General features: G+C 66.3%; 16 protein-coding genes. 7 read left to right on the plus strand and 9 right to left on the minus strand.

Features of this window, described 5'->3' with window-relative positions; genetic code table 11:
• Positions 1-185: 185 nt before the first annotated feature.
• From U1707_RS16675 to U1707_RS16705, 7 genes are all read right to left on the minus strand, one after another.
• On the minus strand, positions 186-938 hold the full coding sequence (locus U1707_RS16675; RefSeq protein ID WP_332801177.1) for a phosphoadenylyl-sulfate reductase: 753 nt from the start codon (positions 936-938) through the stop codon (positions 186-188).
• Positions 931-1,371: a DUF934 domain-containing protein gene (locus U1707_RS16680; RefSeq protein ID WP_332801178.1), complete on the minus strand. Its 441-nt coding sequence runs from the start codon at positions 1,369-1,371 to the stop codon at positions 931-933. Before U1707_RS16680 ends, U1707_RS16675 begins: the two co-directional genes overlap by 8 nt.
• Positions 1,364-2,995 carry a nitrite/sulfite reductase gene (locus tag U1707_RS16685; RefSeq protein ID WP_332801179.1) on the minus strand — a complete coding sequence of 544 codons (1,632 nt, stop codon included), beginning with the start codon at positions 2,993-2,995 and terminating at the stop codon, positions 1,364-1,366. Before U1707_RS16685 ends, U1707_RS16680 begins: the two co-directional genes overlap by 8 nt.
• Before the next feature lies 1 nt (position 2,996).
• On the minus strand, positions 2,997-3,293 hold the full coding sequence (locus U1707_RS16690) for a DUF2849 domain-containing protein (RefSeq protein ID WP_332801180.1): 297 nt from the start codon (positions 3,291-3,293) through the stop codon (positions 2,997-2,999).
• Positions 3,290-4,081, minus strand: a complete 792-nt coding sequence (gene cobA / locus U1707_RS16695; RefSeq protein WP_332801181.1) for a uroporphyrinogen-III C-methyltransferase — start codon at positions 4,079-4,081, stop codon at positions 3,290-3,292. Before cobA ends, U1707_RS16690 begins: the two co-directional genes overlap by 4 nt.
• Positions 4,082-4,171: 90 nt before the next feature.
• The gene (astD, locus tag U1707_RS16700; protein ID WP_332801182.1) at positions 4,172-5,584 is read right to left on the minus strand and encodes a succinylglutamate-semialdehyde dehydrogenase; all 1,413 of its coding nucleotides are present in this window, start codon (positions 5,582-5,584) and stop codon (positions 4,172-4,174) included.
• Positions 5,585-5,756: 172 nt separating this feature from the next.
• Positions 5,757-7,133: a protein adenylyltransferase SelO gene (locus U1707_RS16705; RefSeq protein ID WP_332801183.1), complete on the minus strand. Its 1,377-nt coding sequence runs from the start codon at positions 7,131-7,133 to the stop codon at positions 5,757-5,759.
• 37 nt (positions 7,134-7,170) lie between these two features.
• Between U1707_RS16705 and U1707_RS16710 the strand changes: the two genes are divergently transcribed.
• From U1707_RS16710 to U1707_RS16720, 3 genes are all read left to right on the plus strand, one after another.
• Positions 7,171-8,052, plus strand: a complete 882-nt coding sequence (locus tag U1707_RS16710) for an alpha/beta fold hydrolase (protein ID WP_332801184.1) — start codon at positions 7,171-7,173, stop codon at positions 8,050-8,052.
• A gap of 56 nt (positions 8,053-8,108) precedes the next feature.
• Positions 8,109-8,882, plus strand: coding sequence for an SDR family oxidoreductase (locus U1707_RS16715; RefSeq protein WP_332801185.1), 774 nt, complete (start codon positions 8,109-8,111; stop codon positions 8,880-8,882).
• A gap of 168 nt (positions 8,883-9,050) precedes the next feature.
• On the plus strand, positions 9,051-10,160 hold the full coding sequence (locus U1707_RS16720; protein ID WP_332801186.1) for a glycoside hydrolase family 130 protein: 1,110 nt from the start codon (positions 9,051-9,053) through the stop codon (positions 10,158-10,160).
• A gap of 170 nt (positions 10,161-10,330) precedes the next feature.
• On the opposite strand, the gene mqo is transcribed toward U1707_RS16720, so the two are convergent.
• Positions 10,331-12,076, minus strand: a complete 1,746-nt coding sequence (mqo, locus tag U1707_RS16725) for a malate dehydrogenase (quinone) (RefSeq protein ID WP_332801187.1) — start codon at positions 12,074-12,076, stop codon at positions 10,331-10,333.
• 313 nt (positions 12,077-12,389) lie between these two features.
• Between mqo and U1707_RS16730 the strand changes: the two genes are divergently transcribed.
• The 4 genes from U1707_RS16730 (at position 12,390) to U1707_RS16745 (ending at position 16,317) form a co-directional block, all read left to right on the plus strand.
• The gene (locus U1707_RS16730; protein ID WP_332801188.1) at positions 12,390-13,526 is read left to right on the plus strand and encodes a glycosyltransferase family 4 protein; all 1,137 of its coding nucleotides are present in this window, start codon (positions 12,390-12,392) and stop codon (positions 13,524-13,526) included.
• Between the two features lie 68 nt (positions 13,527-13,594).
• A complete protein-coding gene (locus U1707_RS16735) occupies positions 13,595-14,998 on the plus strand; it encodes an NAD(P)H-dependent flavin oxidoreductase (RefSeq protein WP_332801189.1) in 1,404 nt (467 codons plus the stop codon).
• A 244-nt stretch (positions 14,999-15,242) separates the two neighbouring features.
• Complete coding sequence (locus U1707_RS16740; RefSeq protein ID WP_332801190.1) at positions 15,243-15,869, plus strand: LysE family translocator; 627 nt, start codon at positions 15,243-15,245, stop codon at positions 15,867-15,869.
• 157 nt (positions 15,870-16,026) lie between these two features.
• On the plus strand, positions 16,027-16,317 hold the full coding sequence (locus U1707_RS16745) for a hypothetical protein (protein ID WP_332801191.1): 291 nt from the start codon (positions 16,027-16,029) through the stop codon (positions 16,315-16,317).
• Between the two features lie 129 nt (positions 16,318-16,446).
• Here U1707_RS16745 and U1707_RS16750 read toward each other — a convergent pair whose 3' ends face one another.
• A complete protein-coding gene (locus U1707_RS16750; RefSeq protein ID WP_332801192.1) occupies positions 16,447-17,445 on the minus strand; it encodes a 2-hydroxyacid dehydrogenase in 999 nt (332 codons plus the stop codon).
• Positions 17,446-17,507: the final 62 nt, after the last annotated feature.

A 17,507-nucleotide genomic window follows, 5' to 3' on the forward strand; every position in this document is an offset into this window, starting at 1 on the left:
ACCGTTTCGGTAGAAGCGCCGACGCCACTCCCTCTCCCCTCCGGGGAGAGGGAAGGGGCCCGCCGCACTTGCGGTGGGAAGGGAGAGGGGAATGAGGCTCGCGACGGTTCATCCCAACTACCCCTCACCCTTCCGTCGCCTACGGCTCCTCCCTCCCTCTCCCCGAAGGGGCGAGGGACAGGAGATCAAATCATAGGGTCGTAGTCGGTCGGGGCGTGGATGCCGCACTCGACCTTGTCGAAGCTCCGCCACCGGCCCGCCCGCGGGTCTTCGCCCGGCGCGACCTTGGTGGTGCAGGGCGCGCACCCGATCGAGAGATACCCCTGCGCCTCCAGCGGATGCCGCGGCAGTTCGTGCTCTTCAAAATACGCGTCGAGCTTGGCCTTGTCCCAATCGGCAAGCGGGTTGATCTTCAACCGCCCCTCATCCTCCTCGAACCGCGGCAACGCAGTACGGGTCCCCGACTGGAATCCCTTCCGCCCCGAAATCCACGCATCGAACGGCGCCAACGCCCGCCGCAACGGCTCGACCTTGCGCAGATCGCAACACCCGTCCGGATCGTAGGACCAGCGCAACCCCGTCTTGTCCTTGATCGCGAGCAACCGCGGATCGGGCCGAAACACACGCAGGTCGGTCAATCCAAGCTTCTCGGAAAGCTCGTCGCGATACGCCAGCGTCTCGCCGAACATCTTCTGCGTGTTGGTGAACACGACCGGCACGTCGACATCGACCTGCGCGACCATGTGCAGCAACACCGCCGACTCGGCCCCGAACGACGACACCGCAGCGATCCGCCCGCGCAACTCGCCGACCAGCAGTTCGAACAGCATCTCCTGCGCGGAGACGCCGTCGAACCGGTCCTGCATCGCCAGCGCATCGGCGCGCGTGAATGCCGGAGTCAGGTCGATCATGTCGAGCTTGCGGGCTGGCTCACCCATGGCGCAGCTTCCACACGGGGACGGCCCCGTCGGCAGCTTTCTGGTAGGGCGTGTCGTAGCGTTCGAGACTCGTGCGCAGCACGTCGATGTCGATCGGTGCCTGCGGGGCGAAGCTGTCGAACCCGCAGCGGCGCATCAGCGGGATCTGGTCGACCAGCACGTCGCCCTGCGCGCGCAGTTCGCCGGTATAACCAGCCTCGCGAAGGATCCGCGCCGCCGAATATCCGCGCCCGTCGCGGTAGCCGGGAAAGCTCACCTCGATCAGCGCAAGCTGGTCGATCTGCGGCAACAGCGCGCGCGCGTCGTCGCCGGCTTCCAGGCGCACGGCGGCAGCGTTGCTCTGGCCGATGAACGAATCGAGCGTCACGGCCGGCTCGTCATGCGGCTCGTCGTCGCGGAAGCGAAGCAGCGTCTGGTCCGGATACTCAACCATAGATCGCCTCCTTGAACGTCTCGAAGCCGACGCGACGGTAGGTGTCGAGAAAGCGTTCGCCGGGATCGCGGACCTGCAGATACCGGTCGGTGACGCGCTCGATCGCGTCGACCACGCCGTCCTCGGAGAAACCAGGCCCGGTGATCTTCGCGAGGCTCACGTCCTCCGCGCCCGAGCCGCCGAGCGAGAGCTGGTAATTCTCGGTGCCCTTCTTGTCGACGCCGAGGATGCCGATGTGGCCGGCATGGTGGTGCCCGCACGCGTTGATGCAGCCGCTGATCTTGAGCTTCAATTCGCCGAGATCACGCTGGCGATCGAGGCTGCCGAAGCGCGTCGCGATCTTCTGCGCGAGCGGGATCGAGCGCGCGTTGGCGAGGCTGCAATAATCGAGACCGGGGCAGGCGATGATGTCGCTGATCAGGTCGAGATTGGCCTCGGCGAGACCCGCCTCGTTTAGCGCCAACCACACCGCGTGCAGATCGGCGATGCGGACGTGCGGCAGGACGATGTTCTGCGCATGTGTGACGCGAAGCTCGTCGAAGCTGTAGCGCGTGCCGAGGTCGGCCATCACGTCGATCTGGTCCGCCGACGCGTCGCCGGGGATGCCGCCGACCGGCTTCAGGCTGATGTTGACGATCGCATAACCCGACTGCTTGTGCGCCTTCACGTTCTGGTCGAGCCAGACTGCGAAGTCGGGGTCGCTGCGGTCGATGTCGGTCGAGGCGCCCGCTTCGAAATCGGGCGCGCCGAAGAAGTTGGTGATGCGCTCGAGTTCCGCACGCGGGGGATCGAGGCCGAGGCCCTTCACTGCAGCGAATTCCTCCTCGACCTGGCGGCGATATTCGTCGGGCCCGATCTCGTGGAGCAGGATCTTGATCCGCGCCTTGTAGATGTTGTCGCGCCGGCCGTAGCGATTGTAGACGCGCAGGCACGCCTCGAGATAGCTCATCAGGTCGTCGGCGCGCACGAAGTCGCGAATCTCGTGGCTGATCATCGGCGTGCGCCCCATGCCGCCGCCGACGAAGATCTTTGCGCCGAGTTCGCCGTCGCGGACGTGCAGCCCGATGCCGATATCGTGCAGCCGCATCGCCGCGCGATCCTCGTCCGCCGCGATCACGCAGATCTTGAATTTCCGCGGGAGGTAGGTGAATTCCGGGTGGAACGTCGACCATTGGCGAATCAGCTCGGCCCAGGGGCGCGGATCGGCGACCTCGTCCGCGGCGGCGCCGGCGAACTGGTCGGAGCTGATGTTGCGGATGCAGTTGCCGCTGGTCTGGATCGCATGCATTTCGACCGTCGCCAGCTCCTGGAGGATGTCCGGAGTCTGGTCGAGCTGGATCCAGTTGAACTGGATGTTCTGCCGCGTGGTGAAGTGCCCGTAGCCGCGGTCATACTTGCGCGCGATGTGGCCGAGCATCCGCATCTGGCGCCCATCGAGCGTCCCGTACGGCACCGCGACGCGCAGCATGTACGCATGCAGCTGAAGGTACAGCCCGTTCATCAGCCGCAGCGGCTTGAACTGGTCCTCGGTCAGCTCGCCCGACAGGCGGCGGCGGACCTGATCGCGAAACTCGTCGACGCGGCTGTCGACGATCGCCTGGTCGTATTCGTCGTATTTATACATGTCAGATTACCCAGCTGCCGGCACTCGGGTCGGCGGGTTTGAGGGTCAGGTCGGGTCGCATCGTCGGGCCCAAGGCGCGGATACGATCCTTGATGTGGGCGGGGCGGGGACCATCGTCGGTCTGCGTCGCCTCGATCAGATAGGGCACGTTGACGCGACGTGCGCCTTCCTCGGCCTGGAGGATGGACTCACCCGCAACGCCGACGTCGACCGCGTCCTCGATGTGGCGCGACCAGCCGTTGCCGGTCCACCAGACGACATCGCCGGTGGGAAGATCGTTTCCGGTCAACAGCTTCATGCGGCGGCGTCCTCTGCTACGCGAGCCCAGCGGGCGAGTTTGTCTTCGGCATCCGACAGTTCGACGACCTCGCCGACGACGATGATCGCCGGGCTCTTGACCGCCTCGCGCAAGACCATCGCGCCCAGATCGGCGAGCAGCGTACGGATCGCGCGGCTGCCCTGAAGCGTCCCGCGTTCCAGCACCGCCACGGGCATGTCGGGTGCGACGCCATCGGTCATCAGTTTGTCGGCGATCTCGGTCGCGGACGCGATGCCCATGTAGATGACCAGCGTACGGCCCTGGCCGGCAAGCCCGGCCCAGTTCTGCTCGCTAAGACCTTTGCACTGGCCCGCGACGAAGCTGACCGCGCTGGAATGGTCGCGGTGGGTCAGCGGCAACATCGCCTCTGCGGCACAACCGAGCGCGGCGGAAACGCCGGGGATGACCTCGACCGGAAGGCCCGCCGCGCGGACCGCCTCGACTTCTTCGCCACCGCGCCCGAACACGAACGGATCGCCACCCTTCAGGCGGATGACGATCGCGCCGGTCTTCACATGCGCGATGATCAGCGCGTTGATCGCCTCCTGCGGCAGCGTGTGTCGTGCGCGCTGCTTGGCGACCGAGATGCGCTGAGCTTCCGGCGGCGCGATATCGAGCACGCGCAGGTCGATCAGGCCGTCATGGACGACGACATCGGCGGTCTTCAAAGCCTCGACCGCGCGGACGGTGAGGAGGCCGGGATCGCCCGGGCCCGCCCCGACGAGGATGACGCGCCCGCGGGCGGTGGGATCTAGAAGGCTTGCCATGGAATAGGAGATGGACGGCAACCCGCTGCACCGCAACCGAATGATGCTTTGGCGGGGGGTAGGATTGCTTTCGAACGCGCCGAAACGCGGTCAGCCGTCGCTCAGGCCGATGCCGATCGATGCGCGGGCACTCTCGGATTCGCTGCTGACGACCGGGTAGGCGCAGTAATCCGCGGCATAATAGGCACTCGGGCGGTGGTTGCCCGACCAGCCGATCCCGCCGAACGGCGCGCCCGAGGACGCGCCATTGGTCGGCTTGTTCCAGTTGACGATGCCGGCGCGGATGTTCGCCCAGAACCGGTCGTACAGCGCCGGCGTCTGGCTGATCAACGAGGCGGACAGGCCATAGCGGGTGTTGTTCGCCTCGGCGATCGCTGCGTCGAAATCGTCGACGCGGACGACCTGCAGGATCGGGCCGAACAGCTCGATATCGGGGCGGTCGGCGATATCGGTGACGTCGATCAACGCAGGTTTCAGGAACGGCAGGTCCGCGACCGGGCGTTCGAGATGGCGGATCGGGCGGCCCCCGCGCGTGAGCAGTTCGAGAAAGCTCTCGGTCAGCTGTTCGGCGGCTTCGTTGTCGATCACCGGACCCATGAACGGGGCAGGGTTCGCGTGCGGCTCGCCGACGATGATCCGGCCGAGCATCTTGTCGACCGTGGCGATCAGCGGATCGTAGAGCTTCGTATCGACGATCAGCCGGCGTGCGGCGGTGCAGCGCTGGCCGGCGGTGGTGAAGGCGGACTGGATGATCAGCACGGCCGCGGTGTGAAGGTCGGGCGTGTCCCACACGACGATCGGGTTGTTGCCGCCCATCTCCAGCGCGAGGATCTTCTCGGGCTTTTCCGCGAACGCGCGGTTGAGCGCCAGGCCGGTGCGCGCCGAGCCGGTGAACAGCAGCCCGTCGATATCGGGGTGCGCGGCTAGCGCCTTGCCCTCGTTCGGACCACCGATGACGAGGCGGATGCACTCCGCTGGCACCCCGGCGGCGCGAAAACATTCGACGAGGAATGCGCCTACCGCAGGCGTCTTTTCCGACGGCTTGAAGACCACCGCGTTGCCGGCGATCAGCGCCGGGACGATGTGGCCATTGGGTAGATGCGCGGGAAAATTATACGGGCCGAGCACCGCGAGCACGCCGTGCGGCTTGTGACGGACCGCGATCCGCGAGCCCATCGTCGCCTCGAGTCGGCGCTGTGCGGTGCGATCGGCATACGCGCTGACGGAGATATCGACCTTGGCGATCACGCTCTCGACTTCGCCGCGCGCCTCCCAGATCGGCTTGCCGGTCTCGCGTGCGATCAGGTCGGTGAACGCGTCGTTGCGCTGGCGGACGATGTTGGCGAAGCGCCGCATCGTCTCGATCCGATACGCCAGCGGCTTCGACGCCCAGCTCGACCAGCCGGTACGGGCGCAGGCGACTTCGGCATCGACGTCGCCGATCGGTTGACGCCAGAGGATCGCGCCGGTGGCCGGCTCGTAGGAGATGATCTCGTCGGACATGCGCTGCTCTTGCCTTGATTCGCGACGAGTTTCCACTGGGGTGATGCGCACTCTTCCTCTCCCCTCCCTGGAAGGGAGGGGGCGGGGGTGGGTTGGCCAGCGTGTGACGCAACCGTCGCACCATACGGAAACCGACCCACCCCCAGCCCCTCCCTTCCAGGGAGGGGGGAGATTACTGGGCCAGTGCTTCGCCCATAACCCGAATCTTGGCGACCTTTGCGCTCAGCGCGCTCCAATCGTCATGCTCCGCGATCGGTGCCCAGATCGCCTCGACCTCGTCGATGAGCATGCTGCAGGGTTCGCCCGACCAATACGGATGAGAACGATCCTTGCGCGGTTCGTAGGACAGAAGCGCCGCGCGCACTTCGGCCCAAGGTTCGGCATAGGTGTCGGGCAGGGTTCCACCGAACGCATCGAAGAAGAAGCGATCGATGCCGACGCCCGAAGTGCGCAGCGCGCGCTCGGTAGCCTGGACGAGGTCGCGATCGGCCTCCGGCTCGCGCGGCCGGACGCCGAGCCGCCACAGGATCGCCTGGGTCACTTCGGGTTGGTAGCGCGGCCCGAACTGGTCGAGCGCGGCGACCAGTGGGTCGCTGTCGGCGATCTGTCGGAGCGCGACGGCGAGCTGCATCACGTCCCAGTGGATCGCCTCGGGCTGGCGACCGAACGCGTACAGGCCCTGATGGTCGAAATAGGCGGCCGTGAAGGCCGGGTCCCAGGTCGGGGCGAAGCGCCACGGGCCGTAATCGAAGCTTTCGCCGGTGACGTTGATGTTGTCGGAATTGAGCACGCCGTGGACGAACCCTGCCGCCATGTAGCGCGCCGCGAGCCGCGCGGTGCGACCGACGACGAGGTCGAGCAGGCGGACGGGATCATCCCCGTCCTCGTCGTACAGGTTGCGCAGCGTATAGCCGACGAGCTTGCGCAAACCCGCTTCGTCGCGCTCATAGGCGAGGCGCTGGAAACTGCCGATCCGCACATGGCTGTGGTTGAGGCGGACGAGGACGGCGGAGCGGGTCGGGCTGGGCTCGTCGCCGCGCTGCAATTCTTCCCCGGTCTCGATCAGCGACAGCGTGCGCGAGGTCGGGACGTTCAGCGCCTCGAGCATTTCGGTCGCGAGGATTTCGCGGACACCGCCCTTGAGCGTGAGGCGGCCGTCGCCAGCGCGGCTCCACGGCGTCTGGCCCGAACCCTTGGTGCCAAGGTCCATCAGGCGACCGCGATCGTCGCGCATCTGCGCGAAGGTGAAGCCGCGACCGTCGCCGAGATCGGGGTTGTAGTTGCGGAACTGATGGCCGTGATAGCGGAGCGCCAGCGGCTGGGGCAGCGTGTCGGGCAGCGGCAAGAACCGGCCGAAATGGCGGGTCCATTCCTCGTCGGTCAGCGCGTCGAGGCCGATCTGCGCGGCGGCGCGGTCGTTGCGGAAGCGCAGCCGCGTCTCGGGGAAGTCAGCGGGCGCGACGGGATCGAAGAAGCCGTCCCCCAGGGTCAGGAGTTCGGCTGCGGGACGATAGCGTGCGGCGGGGGAGGCTTGCGGGCGGGTGGGCATGCCGCGATATGGTGGCCGCTACCCGAAGGACGCAACCATGGCCGCTTACGAAAACCTCTATTGGTGGTCCAATGACGGGCTGAGACTCCACGCGCGGGACTATCCGGGCGGTGAGGAGGGCCAGCCGCCGATCCTCTGCATGGCAGGCCTCACGCGCAATGCGCGCGATTTCGATGCGCTCGCGGCGCGGCTGGCGGGGCGCTGGCGGCTGATCACGATCGATTTCCGGGGGCGCGGCGAGAGCGCATATGCGAAGGATCCGATGTCGTACGTGCCCCTGACGTACGTCCAGGACGTCGCGGCGTTGCTGACCGAACAGGGCATCGACCGGTATATCGCGTTCGGCACGTCGCTCGGCGGGATCGTCACGATGTTGATGGCGGGGCCGTCGCGCGGTCGCATGGCGGCGGCGCTGCTCAACGATGTCGGGCCCGATATCGACGCGCAGGGACTGTCGCGGATCCGGGGCTATGTCGGCAAGGCGAGCGTATTTCCGACCTGGATGCACGCGGCCCGCTGCGTCGCGGAGAATAACGGCGACGTCTATCCCGACTGGCAGATCGAGGATTGGCTGGCGATGGCCAAGCGCCTGTACCGGTTGAACAGTTCGGGGCGGATCGTGCTCGACTACGACCTGAAGATCGCCGAGCCGTTTCGCGTGCCGGGCAACGAAGCGGGGCCCGATATGTGGCCGGCGCTGGCGTCGCTCCGCGACGTGCCGACGCTGATCGTCCGCGGTGGCCGATCGGACCTGTTGTCGGCGGCGACGGCGGAGCGGATGGCGGCCTCGCTCGATCGCGGCGAACTGGTGACGGTGCCGGGGGTCGGGCATGCGCCGACGCTGAGCGAGACGATGTTGCAGGATCCGATCGACCGGTTGCTGGCGCGCGCGCTTGAGGGGGCGGCTATCCGCGCTTAGGGGATAGGGCAGGCGACGTGCCTCGCCGCCATTCTGCTGCTCTGCCGGGAAACTTGATGACCGAAACCGCCGCCTTACACGCCGCCGCCTTACACACTGATGTCCGCCCGCTGGCAGGTCGCCGCGCGATCATTACCGGGGGGACGACCGGGATCGGTCGCGCGATCGCGGTGATGCTCGCGGGGAAGGGGGCCAAGGTCTATATCTGCGGGCGCGACGAGGGCTATCTGCAGGACGCGCTGGCGCACATCCGCACGGTCGGCGAGGGCGAGGGGATGGTCACCGAACTGGGCGACCCCGACAAGGTTCGGACGTTTTTCGATGCGGGCGAGGCGTATCTCGGCGGGTTCGATATCACCGTTATCAATGCGGCAGTCGCAGCGGGTGGCCTGACGCAGATGAACGAAGACGAACTGCGCTACGCGATCGCGGTCAACTTCACCGCGTATCTGCTGGCCGCGCACCACGCCGCGCACCGCATGACGCCGATCAGCGACATGGTCATCATCGGCTCGCTCAGCGCGCATATCCTGGGGCCCAGCTCGACCGTATATGCCGGCATCAAGTCGGGTATCGCCGGGTTCTCGGAGGCGCTGCGGCGCGAGCTGGGACCGAAGGGCGTCAAGGTTTCGCTGGTGGAGCCGGGCAAGGTCGGGTCCAACATGCAGTACCCGGATGTTCCCGACGAGAAGCAGCGCCAGATGATCGCGGCGGAGCAGATGCTGCGCGCCGAGGACATCGCGGCGGGGGTGGAGTTTTTGCTCACCCAGCCGACGCGGTCGGTCATCCAGCAGATCGTGATCGTCCCGCGGGCGTTGGAGGGGGAGTAGGCGTCGACTAGCCTCCTAAAGTCCGTTCGTGCTGAGCGAAGTCGAAGCACCTTCACTTGGGGCACACCCTTCGACTTCGCTCAGGGCGAACGGAGATAGGGTGGCGAACTGAAAAGGGGGCGGGCGAACGGAGACCGAATGAAAGACCAGATACCTCAGGAGAACAGCATGTTCGATCAGCTCGTCTTCACCCCCGCCGATATCGACCTGTCGCGCTCGCCGCTGGCGGGCAAGGTCGGTGCCGAGACCTATGTCCTCGGTGCGTTCAATCCGGGGATGACCCGGCTGGCGAACGGCAATCTGCTGCTGATGGTCCGCGTGGCGGAAGCCCTGCGGCACCCGATCAAGAACGGCAACGTCCATGCGATCCGCTGGCAGGACGGCGCATATCTGCTCGACGCGTGGCCGTTGCAGATGGTCGATACCAAGGATCCCCGCAAATTCCTGATCCCCGGCGGCGGGTGGAAGGTGATGGCGCTGACGTCGCTCTCGTGGCTGCTGCCGGTCGAGCTGGACGCAGAAGGCCGCTCGGTCGTCGCGGTGCATTACGACAAGGCGATTGCGCCGCGGACCTCGTACCAGTGCTACGGCGTCGAGGATGCGCGGATCTCGAAGGTTGGCGACCGTTATCTGATGACGACCTGTTCGGTCAGCCCGGAACGCCACGCGACGACGCTGTATTCGTCCGCCGATGCGCTCGACTGGCAGCTGGAGGGCATCGTCCTCGATCACCAGAACAAGGACATGCTGATCTTCGAAGGGCTGATCGACGGGCAATATTGGGCGCAGACGCGGCCGCTCGGCGACCTGTATTTCGCCTATCCGCCGGGTAGCGAATGGCGCGCAGGGCCGTCGATCAACCTGTCGAGGTCACCCGATGCGCTCCACTGGAAGCCGCACGACAAGCCCGGCATCCGGCCGCACGCCGCCACGGTTTCGACCGCGCGCATGGGCGGAGGTGCGCCGCCGATCCTGACCGACCGCGGCTGGCTGACATTGTGGCACGGCGTCGAGCCTTCGGGCGTGGTCGGCATCTACCGCACCTACTGGTCGATCCTCGACAAGGACGATCCGTCGATCACCGTCGCGACCGAACATACCGCGCTGCTCGAGCCCAAGCCCGAACTGACCGAGCCGCTGAAGGACCAGATGTATCTCGACAACGTCGTCTTCACGACCGGCATCGCCGATGCGGGGGACTTCTACGTCGTGGCAAGCGGCGAGGCGGACCTGGCCTGCCGGATCACGCACATCCCGAAGGATGTGTTCGCCGCCTGATCGCGATTCTGCCGCGCGATAAACACTCCTTCGTCATGCCGGGCTTGTTCCGGCATCCACCGTTCCGCAAACTCATCGAAATTTGGTTTGCGGCACGGTGGACCCCGGAACAGGTCCGGGGTGACGGGGTGGTTTTGGCATCTGCAAGGGCTTAACCTAGCCGCCCCGATTTACAGTGCCAGATCAGGGCTGCGGTTAACCTCGACGCGTGTCGCCGCCGGCTTCGGCTGCGTCGCGACCTGCACCGCCGGCGATGGCACCGTGAGTTGCAGCGTCTGCGCGGTCGCTGCCCAGGTCTTGGCGATCAGGTCGGGCTTGTCGTTCAGCGTGACGCCGTAGCTCGGGACGATCTCGCGGATCTTGGCCTGCCAGGCAGGCGTCGCCAGATGGTTCGCGAAGACCTTCTTGAGCAAATCGAGCATGATCGACGGCGCGGTCGAGGCACCCGGCGATGCGCCGAGCAACGCCGCGATCGAGCCGTCCTTCGACGCGACGATCTCGGTGCCGAGCTTCAGCACGCCGCCCTTCTTCGGATCGCGCTTGATGATCTGGACGCGCTGCCCCGCCTGCCACAGCCGCCAGTCGCCATCCTTGGCACCCGGGAAATACTCGCGCAGCGCGGTCATCCGGTCGGCGTCCGACATGATGAGCTGGCCCGCGAGATACTCGACCAGGTCGAAATCGTCCCAGCCGACCGCGATCATCGGCCGGAAATTGTCGAGCGTCACCGACGCCGGCAGATCGAAATACGAGCCTTCCTTGAGGAACTTGGTCGAGAAGGTCGCGAACGGCCCGAACAGCAGCGCCTGCTTGCCGTCGAGATAGCGCGTGTCGAGATGCGGTACCGACATCGGCGGCGATCCGACCGCGGCCTTGCCGTACACCTTGGCGAGATGACGCTGCGCCACCTCGGGCTTGTCGGTCACCAGAAACGATCCACCGACCGGGAAACCGGCATAATCGTCGGCTTCGGGAATCCCCGACTTCTGCAGGATCGGCAGCGCGCCACCGCCTGCGCCGGCAAAGACGAAGCGGGCATTGATGATCTGCTTGTCGTCGCTCTTCATGTCGCGCGCCGTCACGCGCCAGCGCTTGTCCGCGCTGCGCTCCAGCGAGCGGACCTCGTGACCGGTGGTCAGCGTGAAGCCGGGCTGCTTGCGCATCGCGTCGACATATTGCCGCGTGACCTCGCCCCAGTTGCAATCGGTGCCGAGTGGCGAGCGCGTGGCGGCGAGCTTCACGCTGGGGTCGCGGCCCTGCATCATCGCCGGCACCCACTGCGCGATCTGCTTGGGATCGGTCGAGAATTCCATGCCCGAGAACAGCGGGCTCGCCTGCAACGCGGCATGCCGCTTGCGCAGGAAGGCGACGTTCGCATCGCCCCACACCAGGTTCATGTGCGGCGTCGAATTGATGAACGAGCGCGGGTTGACGAGCATGCCGGCATCGACCTGATGGCTCAGGAACTGGCGCGTCACCTGGAACTGCTCGTTGATCTCGATCGCCTTCTTGATCTCGACCAGACCGTCCGCCGCGTTGACCGGCGTGTAGTTCAGTTCACACAGCGCCGAGTGGCCGGTACCGGCGTTGTTCCAGCCGTTCGAGCTTTCCTCCGCGACCTTGTCGAGGCGTTCGACCAGTTCGATCGTCCAGGTCGGTTCGAGCTGGTGGAGCAGCACGGCGAGCGTGGCGCTCATGATCCCGCCGCCGACCAGCAGCACGTCGACGTTGCGTTCCGTCGTCGCCGCGTCGGCGGACGCGAGCGGCAGCATCGCCGCACCACCCGCCGTGATCGCCGACCCCAACAGCCCGCGCCGGGTCACGCGCGTATCGATCGTCGTCGCCCCGCCAGTATCGGCGTCGGAATCTGCGTCGAACCGGGGCGTGGTCATGTCGTCGTTAGAAGGGAGCCGCATCGTGGTGCCTCATCATTTGCGGTCTGGCCTGGCCTCCGGCGCTTCACGAGCGGGGGCGGGAATCCATCACCGGATTGTCGTTCGGGCCGCGCGAAGACCCTGCCGCGAATGGGCAAAATCATCGATCGAGCGCGACCGCTGCTCGAAATCCTCGTCCAACTCTCTGATAGTCTAGGGATGTCGTCCCGCTGCTTGCTGCGCGTGACTGCTTGTCCACTACATGGCATCGTGCCGCGGATCGTGCAAGTCGAGGGCGCGCGGGCGGGTTTGCGCCACTCTTGAAACCAGCCGGGAAAATCGGCATCGGTCAGGGATGGCCGCACCCGTCAACATCCTCCATCTCCATTCCTCGTTCGACCTTGGCGGCAAGGAGTCGCGCGCGGTGCGGCTGATGAATGCGTTCGGGGATCGCGCGAAACATACCATCGTATCCGGCATGCCCGAGCAGACCAGCGCGCGGGATTCGATCGCCAAGGGCATCCGCTACGAGCTCGCGCAGACCCCGCCGCCGTTGACCGGCAAACCTTCGGTCAAGCGCTATGAGGCGATCGCGCAGTATATGCGGCGGTTCGACCTGGTGCTGACGTACAATTGGGGCGGCATCGACGGCGCGATGGCGCGGCGGGTGTTCGGCAAGGGCGCGCCGCCGCTGGTCCATCACGAGGACGGGTTCAACGGCGACGAGGCAAACGGGCTGAAGATCGAGCGCAACATCTATCGGCGCCTCGCCCTCAGCGCGGCGTATGCGTTGGCCGTCCCGTCCGAGATGCTGGAAAAGATCGCCCTCGAGACCTGGAAACAGCCACGCGATCGGGTCCACCGGATCGTCAACGGGATCGGCACGGCGTATTACACGCAAAAGCCGGAGCCCAAGGCGATCCCCGGCTTCACGCGCAACGCCAAGGAAGTGGTCATCGGCGCGCTCGCCGGCCTGCGCGAAGTGAAGGACCTCACCGCGCTGGTCCGCGCGGTCGGCGGCGTGTCGGGACGCGTTCGGCTGGTGATCGTCGGCGAGGGGCCGGAGCGCGCGAACATAGTGCAGGCCGCCGCGGCGATGGGGATGGCGGACAAGCTGGTCCTGCCGGGATTCCTCGATCGCCCATACCGGTATGTCGGCCATTTCGACATGCTGGCGGTATCGTCGCGGAGCGAGCAGTTTCCGATTTCGGTGGTCGAGGCGATGGCGGCGGGCCTGCCGATCGCGAGCTATCCGGTCGGTGACGTCAAACGGATGGTGGCGCCCGAAAACCTGCCGTTCGTGACCGACATCCCTAACGAGGTTCGATTGCGCGACGCGCTTCAGGCGCTGGTGTCGGACCCAGCGTTGCGAGCGTCGGTCGGCGCCGCGAACCAGGCCAAGGCACGGGCAGCGTTCGACGAAGGCGTGATGATCGCGCGCTACCGCGATCTGTACGAAGCCGCATTGCAGCGCCCCGGTGCGCTGACGTAGGTCGTAATTTCCTCGCATGGTGCGTCCGTGCGTTCTAGTAGGCCGTATTTTCCGGGAGAGGTGACGTCGTGTTCAAGGGCCTGAAGCCTATCGTCTATAACGGTCGGGAAGTCCTGCCTCTGGTTGAGGGCGGCAAGGGTGTCGCTGCGACCAACCACGCATCGGCCGGCGCCTGGGCCGCGGCCGGGGGGATCGGCACGGTTTCGGCCGTCAACGCCGACAGCTACGATCCCGAGGGCAAGATCATCCCGCAGGTCTATGCCGCGCTCACGCGCCGCGACCGGCACGAGGAACTCGTCCAATACGCCATCGAAGGCGCGGTCCAGCAGGTCGAGCGCGCGTACGAGATCGCCGACGGCAAGGGCGCGATCAACATCAACGTGCTGTGGGAAATGGGCGGCGCCCAGCGCATCCTGCACGGCGTTCTGGAGCGCACGCGCGGCAAGGTGGCCGGCGTCACCTGCGGCGCGGGCATGCCGTACAAGCTGTCCGAGATCACCGCGTCCTACGGCGTTAGCTATCTGCCGATCGTCAGCTCCGGCCGTGCGTTCCGCGCCCTCTGGAAGCGTGCCTATTCGAAGGCCGCCGAATGGCTGGCCGCGGTGGTGTATGAGGACCCGTGGCTCGCGGGCGGGCATAACGGCCTGTCGAACGCCGAGGACCCGCTGAAGCCGCAGGACCCGTATCCGCGCGTGAAGGAACTGCGCGACGTGATGCGCGAAGGCGGCATCAGCGACGACGTGCCGATCGTGATGGCGGGCGGCGTCTGGTATCTGCGCGACTGGAACGACTGGATCGACAATCCCGAGCTCGGAACGATCGCGTTCCAGTTCGGCACCCGGCCGCTGCTGACGCGCGAAAGCCCGATCCCGCAGGGGTGGAAGGATGCGCTGACGCAGATCGAGCCGGGCGACGTGCTGCTGCACAAATTCTCGCCGACCGGCTTCTATTCGTCGGCGGTGCGCAATCCGTTCCTGCGCAGCCTCGAGGCGCGGTCCGACCGCCAGATCGCGTTTTCCACGCAAGAGGCCGGCGATCATATCTTCCAGCTCGACGTGGGCGTGAAGGGCAAGAACTTCTGGGTCACCCGCAACGACCTGTTGCGCGCGCGGCAGTGGTTCGGCGAGGGCTATACCGACGCGCTCAAAACGCCGGACAACACGCTCGTCTTCGTCAGCCCGACCGAGAAGGGCATGATCCGCAAGGACCAGGCCGACTGCATGGGCTGCCTATCGCAATGCTCGTTCTCGAGCTGGGCGGATACCGAGACGAACTCGACCGGGCGACTGGCCGATCCGCGCAGCTTCTGCATCCAGAAGACGTTGCAGGACATCGCGCACGGCGGCGACATCGATCAGAACCTGATGTTCGCGGGGCATGCGGCGTATAATTTCAAGAAGGATCCGTTCTATTCGAACGGGTTCGTGCCGAGCGTCGGGCAGCTGGTCGATCGAATCCTGACGGGCGACTGAGGCTGGGGGCAGTGGCGAACCGCAGTTTGGCGGCGGCGCTGATATCCGATACGCCACTTTCTTCGTCATGCCGGGCTTGTTCCGGCATCCACGGCGCCGCAGTCTCTCAAGGTGTGAGTTTGCCGCACCGTGGATCCCGGAACAGGTCCGGGGTGACGGACCGTTTTCGGCACGGTTTCCAGCAGGCTGCCGGCGCCGGTAGGCAGCCAGTTTCTCCGTATCCGCATGAAGGGCAGGGGCAAACATGACACTCCACGCATGGTGGCTGTTCGTGGTCGCGATCGTCCTGCTGTGCGGGACGCCGGGGCCCAACATGCTGCACGTCATGACGCGCAGCGTGACCTTCGGCGCACGCCGCAGCATCGCGGCGATGGCAGGATGCCTGACCGCGCTGGTGCTGGTGCTGGCGGCATCGGCGGCGGGCGTATCGGTGTTGCTCGCAGCTTGGCCACGCGTGTTCGACGCGTTGCGCTATGCGGGTGTCGCGTACCTCGTCTTCCTCGGCATTAAGGCGTGGCGCGGCGCGGGGTCTCCGATCGATGTCGGGGCGGATACGCTGCCGGTGACGGTCTCCGCACGCCGGCTGTTCCGCGGCGGGTTCGTGATCGGTATCAGCAACCCGAAGCTGCTGCTGTTCGCCGCTGCCTTCCTTCCACAATTCGTCGATCGCGCCTCGCCCCAGGCACCGCAGTTCGCGATCCTGGTGGCGACCTTCGCGGTGGTCGAGAGCCTCTGGTACGGGATCTACGCGGCGGGCGGCCGGACGCTCGCCCGCTATCTCACCCGACCGGCGCTCAGGCGGACGTTCGACCGGGTAACGGGTGCGATCTTTGTCGCTTTCGGACTGGCCCTACTGGGGGTCCGGACCTAGCGCCGCCATTGCCGTTTCGGGCGATTGCGCGCATACCCTGCGCATCGCGGCGCTTCGTATGGGCAAGCTGCGACTGAGAGATGCTTTGCGCTCCCGCTCCGAGCCGGGAATGCCGCATGACGATCTATTCTTCCACCGTATTTCAGGCGCTCGCATCGTGACGACAGGTGCAGACAAGGCGGGTGCAGACAAGGCGGGCGCAGACAAGGCGGGCGCCGACACCGTCGTGCCGATTTCGCGCGCGGTGAACGTCAGTGTCGAACAGCCTCAGGTCGTTGCGATGTGCAAGAAGCATGGTGCAATCATCAGCGCGATCGAGACGCTGCCGTCGGGCGGCACGCGGGTCGTGCTCATGAACAGCGCGGATGCCGCCAAGATCATCAAGGCGTTCGGATCGAAGGTCATGACCGGCACCGTCGCACGCACGCACTGGATGCGCGCGGTCTAAGTGTGATGGAACGATCCTCCCCCGCCAGGGGGAGGTGGCTGGCACTTGCCAGACGGTTGGGAGGCACGCGAAACGTCGCTCCGTGTCCTCCCCCTCCGTCACTTGCGGAGTGGGTCGACGGCTGCCGCGTCAGATCCAGCCGTCGAGCACCTGATCCGGCGGTCGGTGCCCATCGGCCCACATCCGGATGTTCTGGATGACGCGCTCGCCCGATGCCATGCGGCCTTCCAACGTCGCCGAGCCCATATGCGGCAGCATCACGACGTTGGGCAGCGCGAGCAGGCGCGGATCGATCACCGGCTCGTGCGCCCAGACGTCGAGACCCGCGCCTGCCAGCCGCCCGTTCTCCAGCGCCTCGACCAGCGCCACCTCGTCGACGATCCCGCCGCGCGCCGCATTGATCAGGTACACATGCGATCGCATCAGCGCGATCCGGCGCGCGTCGATCAGGTTGCGGCTGTCGGGATTGAGCGGCGTGTGAATCGTCACGATGTCGACCGCGGCAAGCATGTCGTCGAGCGAGGCATGGAACGTCGCCGCCAGCTGCGCCTCGCGGACGGCGGGCAGTTGCTGGCGATTATGATAATGGATGGTGAGCCCGAACGCACGCGCTCTGAGCGCGACCGCCTGGCCGATCCGACCCATGCCGACGATCCCGAGCGCCTTGCCGCCGATCCGGTGGCCGAGCATCCCGCCCGGGCTCCAGCCGTTCCACTGGCCCGATCTCACCAGCTTCTCCCCCTCGGCCAGGCGGCGGGGGACGGACAGGATCAGCGCCATCGTCATGTCGGCGGTGTCCTCGGTGAGGACCCCCGGCGTGTTGGTGACGATGATCCCGCGTGCCCGCGCCGCCTTCAGGTCGATATGATTCACGCCCGCGCCATAGTTCGCGATCAGCTTCAGGCGATCGCCCGCGCCGGCGATCAGGTCGGCGTCGATGTCGTCGGTCACGGTCGGCACCAGCACGTCGCAATCGGCCATCGCGGCGGCCAGCTGTTCGCGGTCGAGCTTCGTGTCGGCACGGTTGTTGTGCGTGTCGAACAGCGCCTCCATCCGATCCATCAGCGTGTCGGCCAGTTCGCGGGTGACGACGACCTTGGGGTTCGGACAGCGGCGTGTGTCGATCATGCGGACGGCTTGGCGAAGCCGTTCGTGCCCGTCAACGCCCCGTCAACATCGGGGCTGCAACT

The sequence above is a fragment of the Sphingomonas sandaracina genome (assembly GCF_036663695.1).
In the GTDB taxonomy this organism is placed as follows: Bacteria; Pseudomonadota; Alphaproteobacteria; order Sphingomonadales; family Sphingomonadaceae; genus Sphingomonas.

Bases quoted from the DNA above. Each gene is read 5' to 3' on its own strand.
- U1707_RS16715 (WP_332801185.1), top strand. From the start codon at position 8,109: ATGACCGAAACCGCCGCCTTACACGCCGCCGCCTTACACACTGATGTC.
- U1707_RS16710 (WP_332801184.1), top strand. From the start codon at position 7,171: ATGGCCGCTTACGAAAACCTCTATTGGTGGTCCAATGACGGGCTGAGA.
- U1707_RS16690 (WP_332801180.1), bottom strand. From the start codon at position 3,293: ATGAAGCTGTTGACCGGAAACGATCTTCCCACCGGCGATGTCGTCTGG.
- U1707_RS16680 (WP_332801178.1), bottom strand. From the start codon at position 1,371: ATGGTTGAGTATCCGGACCAGACGCTGCTTCGCTTCCGCGACGACGAG.
- U1707_RS16675 (WP_332801177.1), bottom strand. From the start codon at position 938: ATGGGTGAGCCAGCCCGCAAGCTCGACATGATCGACCTGACTCCGGCA.
- U1707_RS16705 (WP_332801183.1), bottom strand. From the start codon at position 7,133: ATGCCCACCCGCCCGCAAGCCTCCCCCGCCGCACGCTATCGTCCCGCA.
- U1707_RS16685 (WP_332801179.1), bottom strand. From the start codon at position 2,995: ATGTATAAATACGACGAATACGACCAGGCGATCGTCGACAGCCGCGTC.
- U1707_RS16750 (WP_332801192.1), bottom strand. From the start codon at position 17,445: ATGATCGACACACGCCGCTGTCCGAACCCCAAGGTCGTCGTCACCCGC.
- mqo (WP_332801187.1), bottom strand. From the start codon at position 12,076: ATGCGGCTCCCTTCTAACGACGACATGACCACGCCCCGGTTCGACGCA.
- cobA (WP_332801181.1), bottom strand. From the start codon at position 4,081: ATGGCAAGCCTTCTAGATCCCACCGCCCGCGGGCGCGTCATCCTCGTC.
- U1707_RS16730 (WP_332801188.1), top strand. From the start codon at position 12,390: ATGGCCGCACCCGTCAACATCCTCCATCTCCATTCCTCGTTCGACCTT.
- astD (WP_332801182.1), bottom strand. From the start codon at position 5,584: ATGTCCGACGAGATCATCTCCTACGAGCCGGCCACCGGCGCGATCCTC.
- U1707_RS16720 (WP_332801186.1), top strand. From the start codon at position 9,051: ATGTTCGATCAGCTCGTCTTCACCCCCGCCGATATCGACCTGTCGCGC.
- U1707_RS16740 (WP_332801190.1), top strand. From the start codon at position 15,243: ATGACACTCCACGCATGGTGGCTGTTCGTGGTCGCGATCGTCCTGCTG.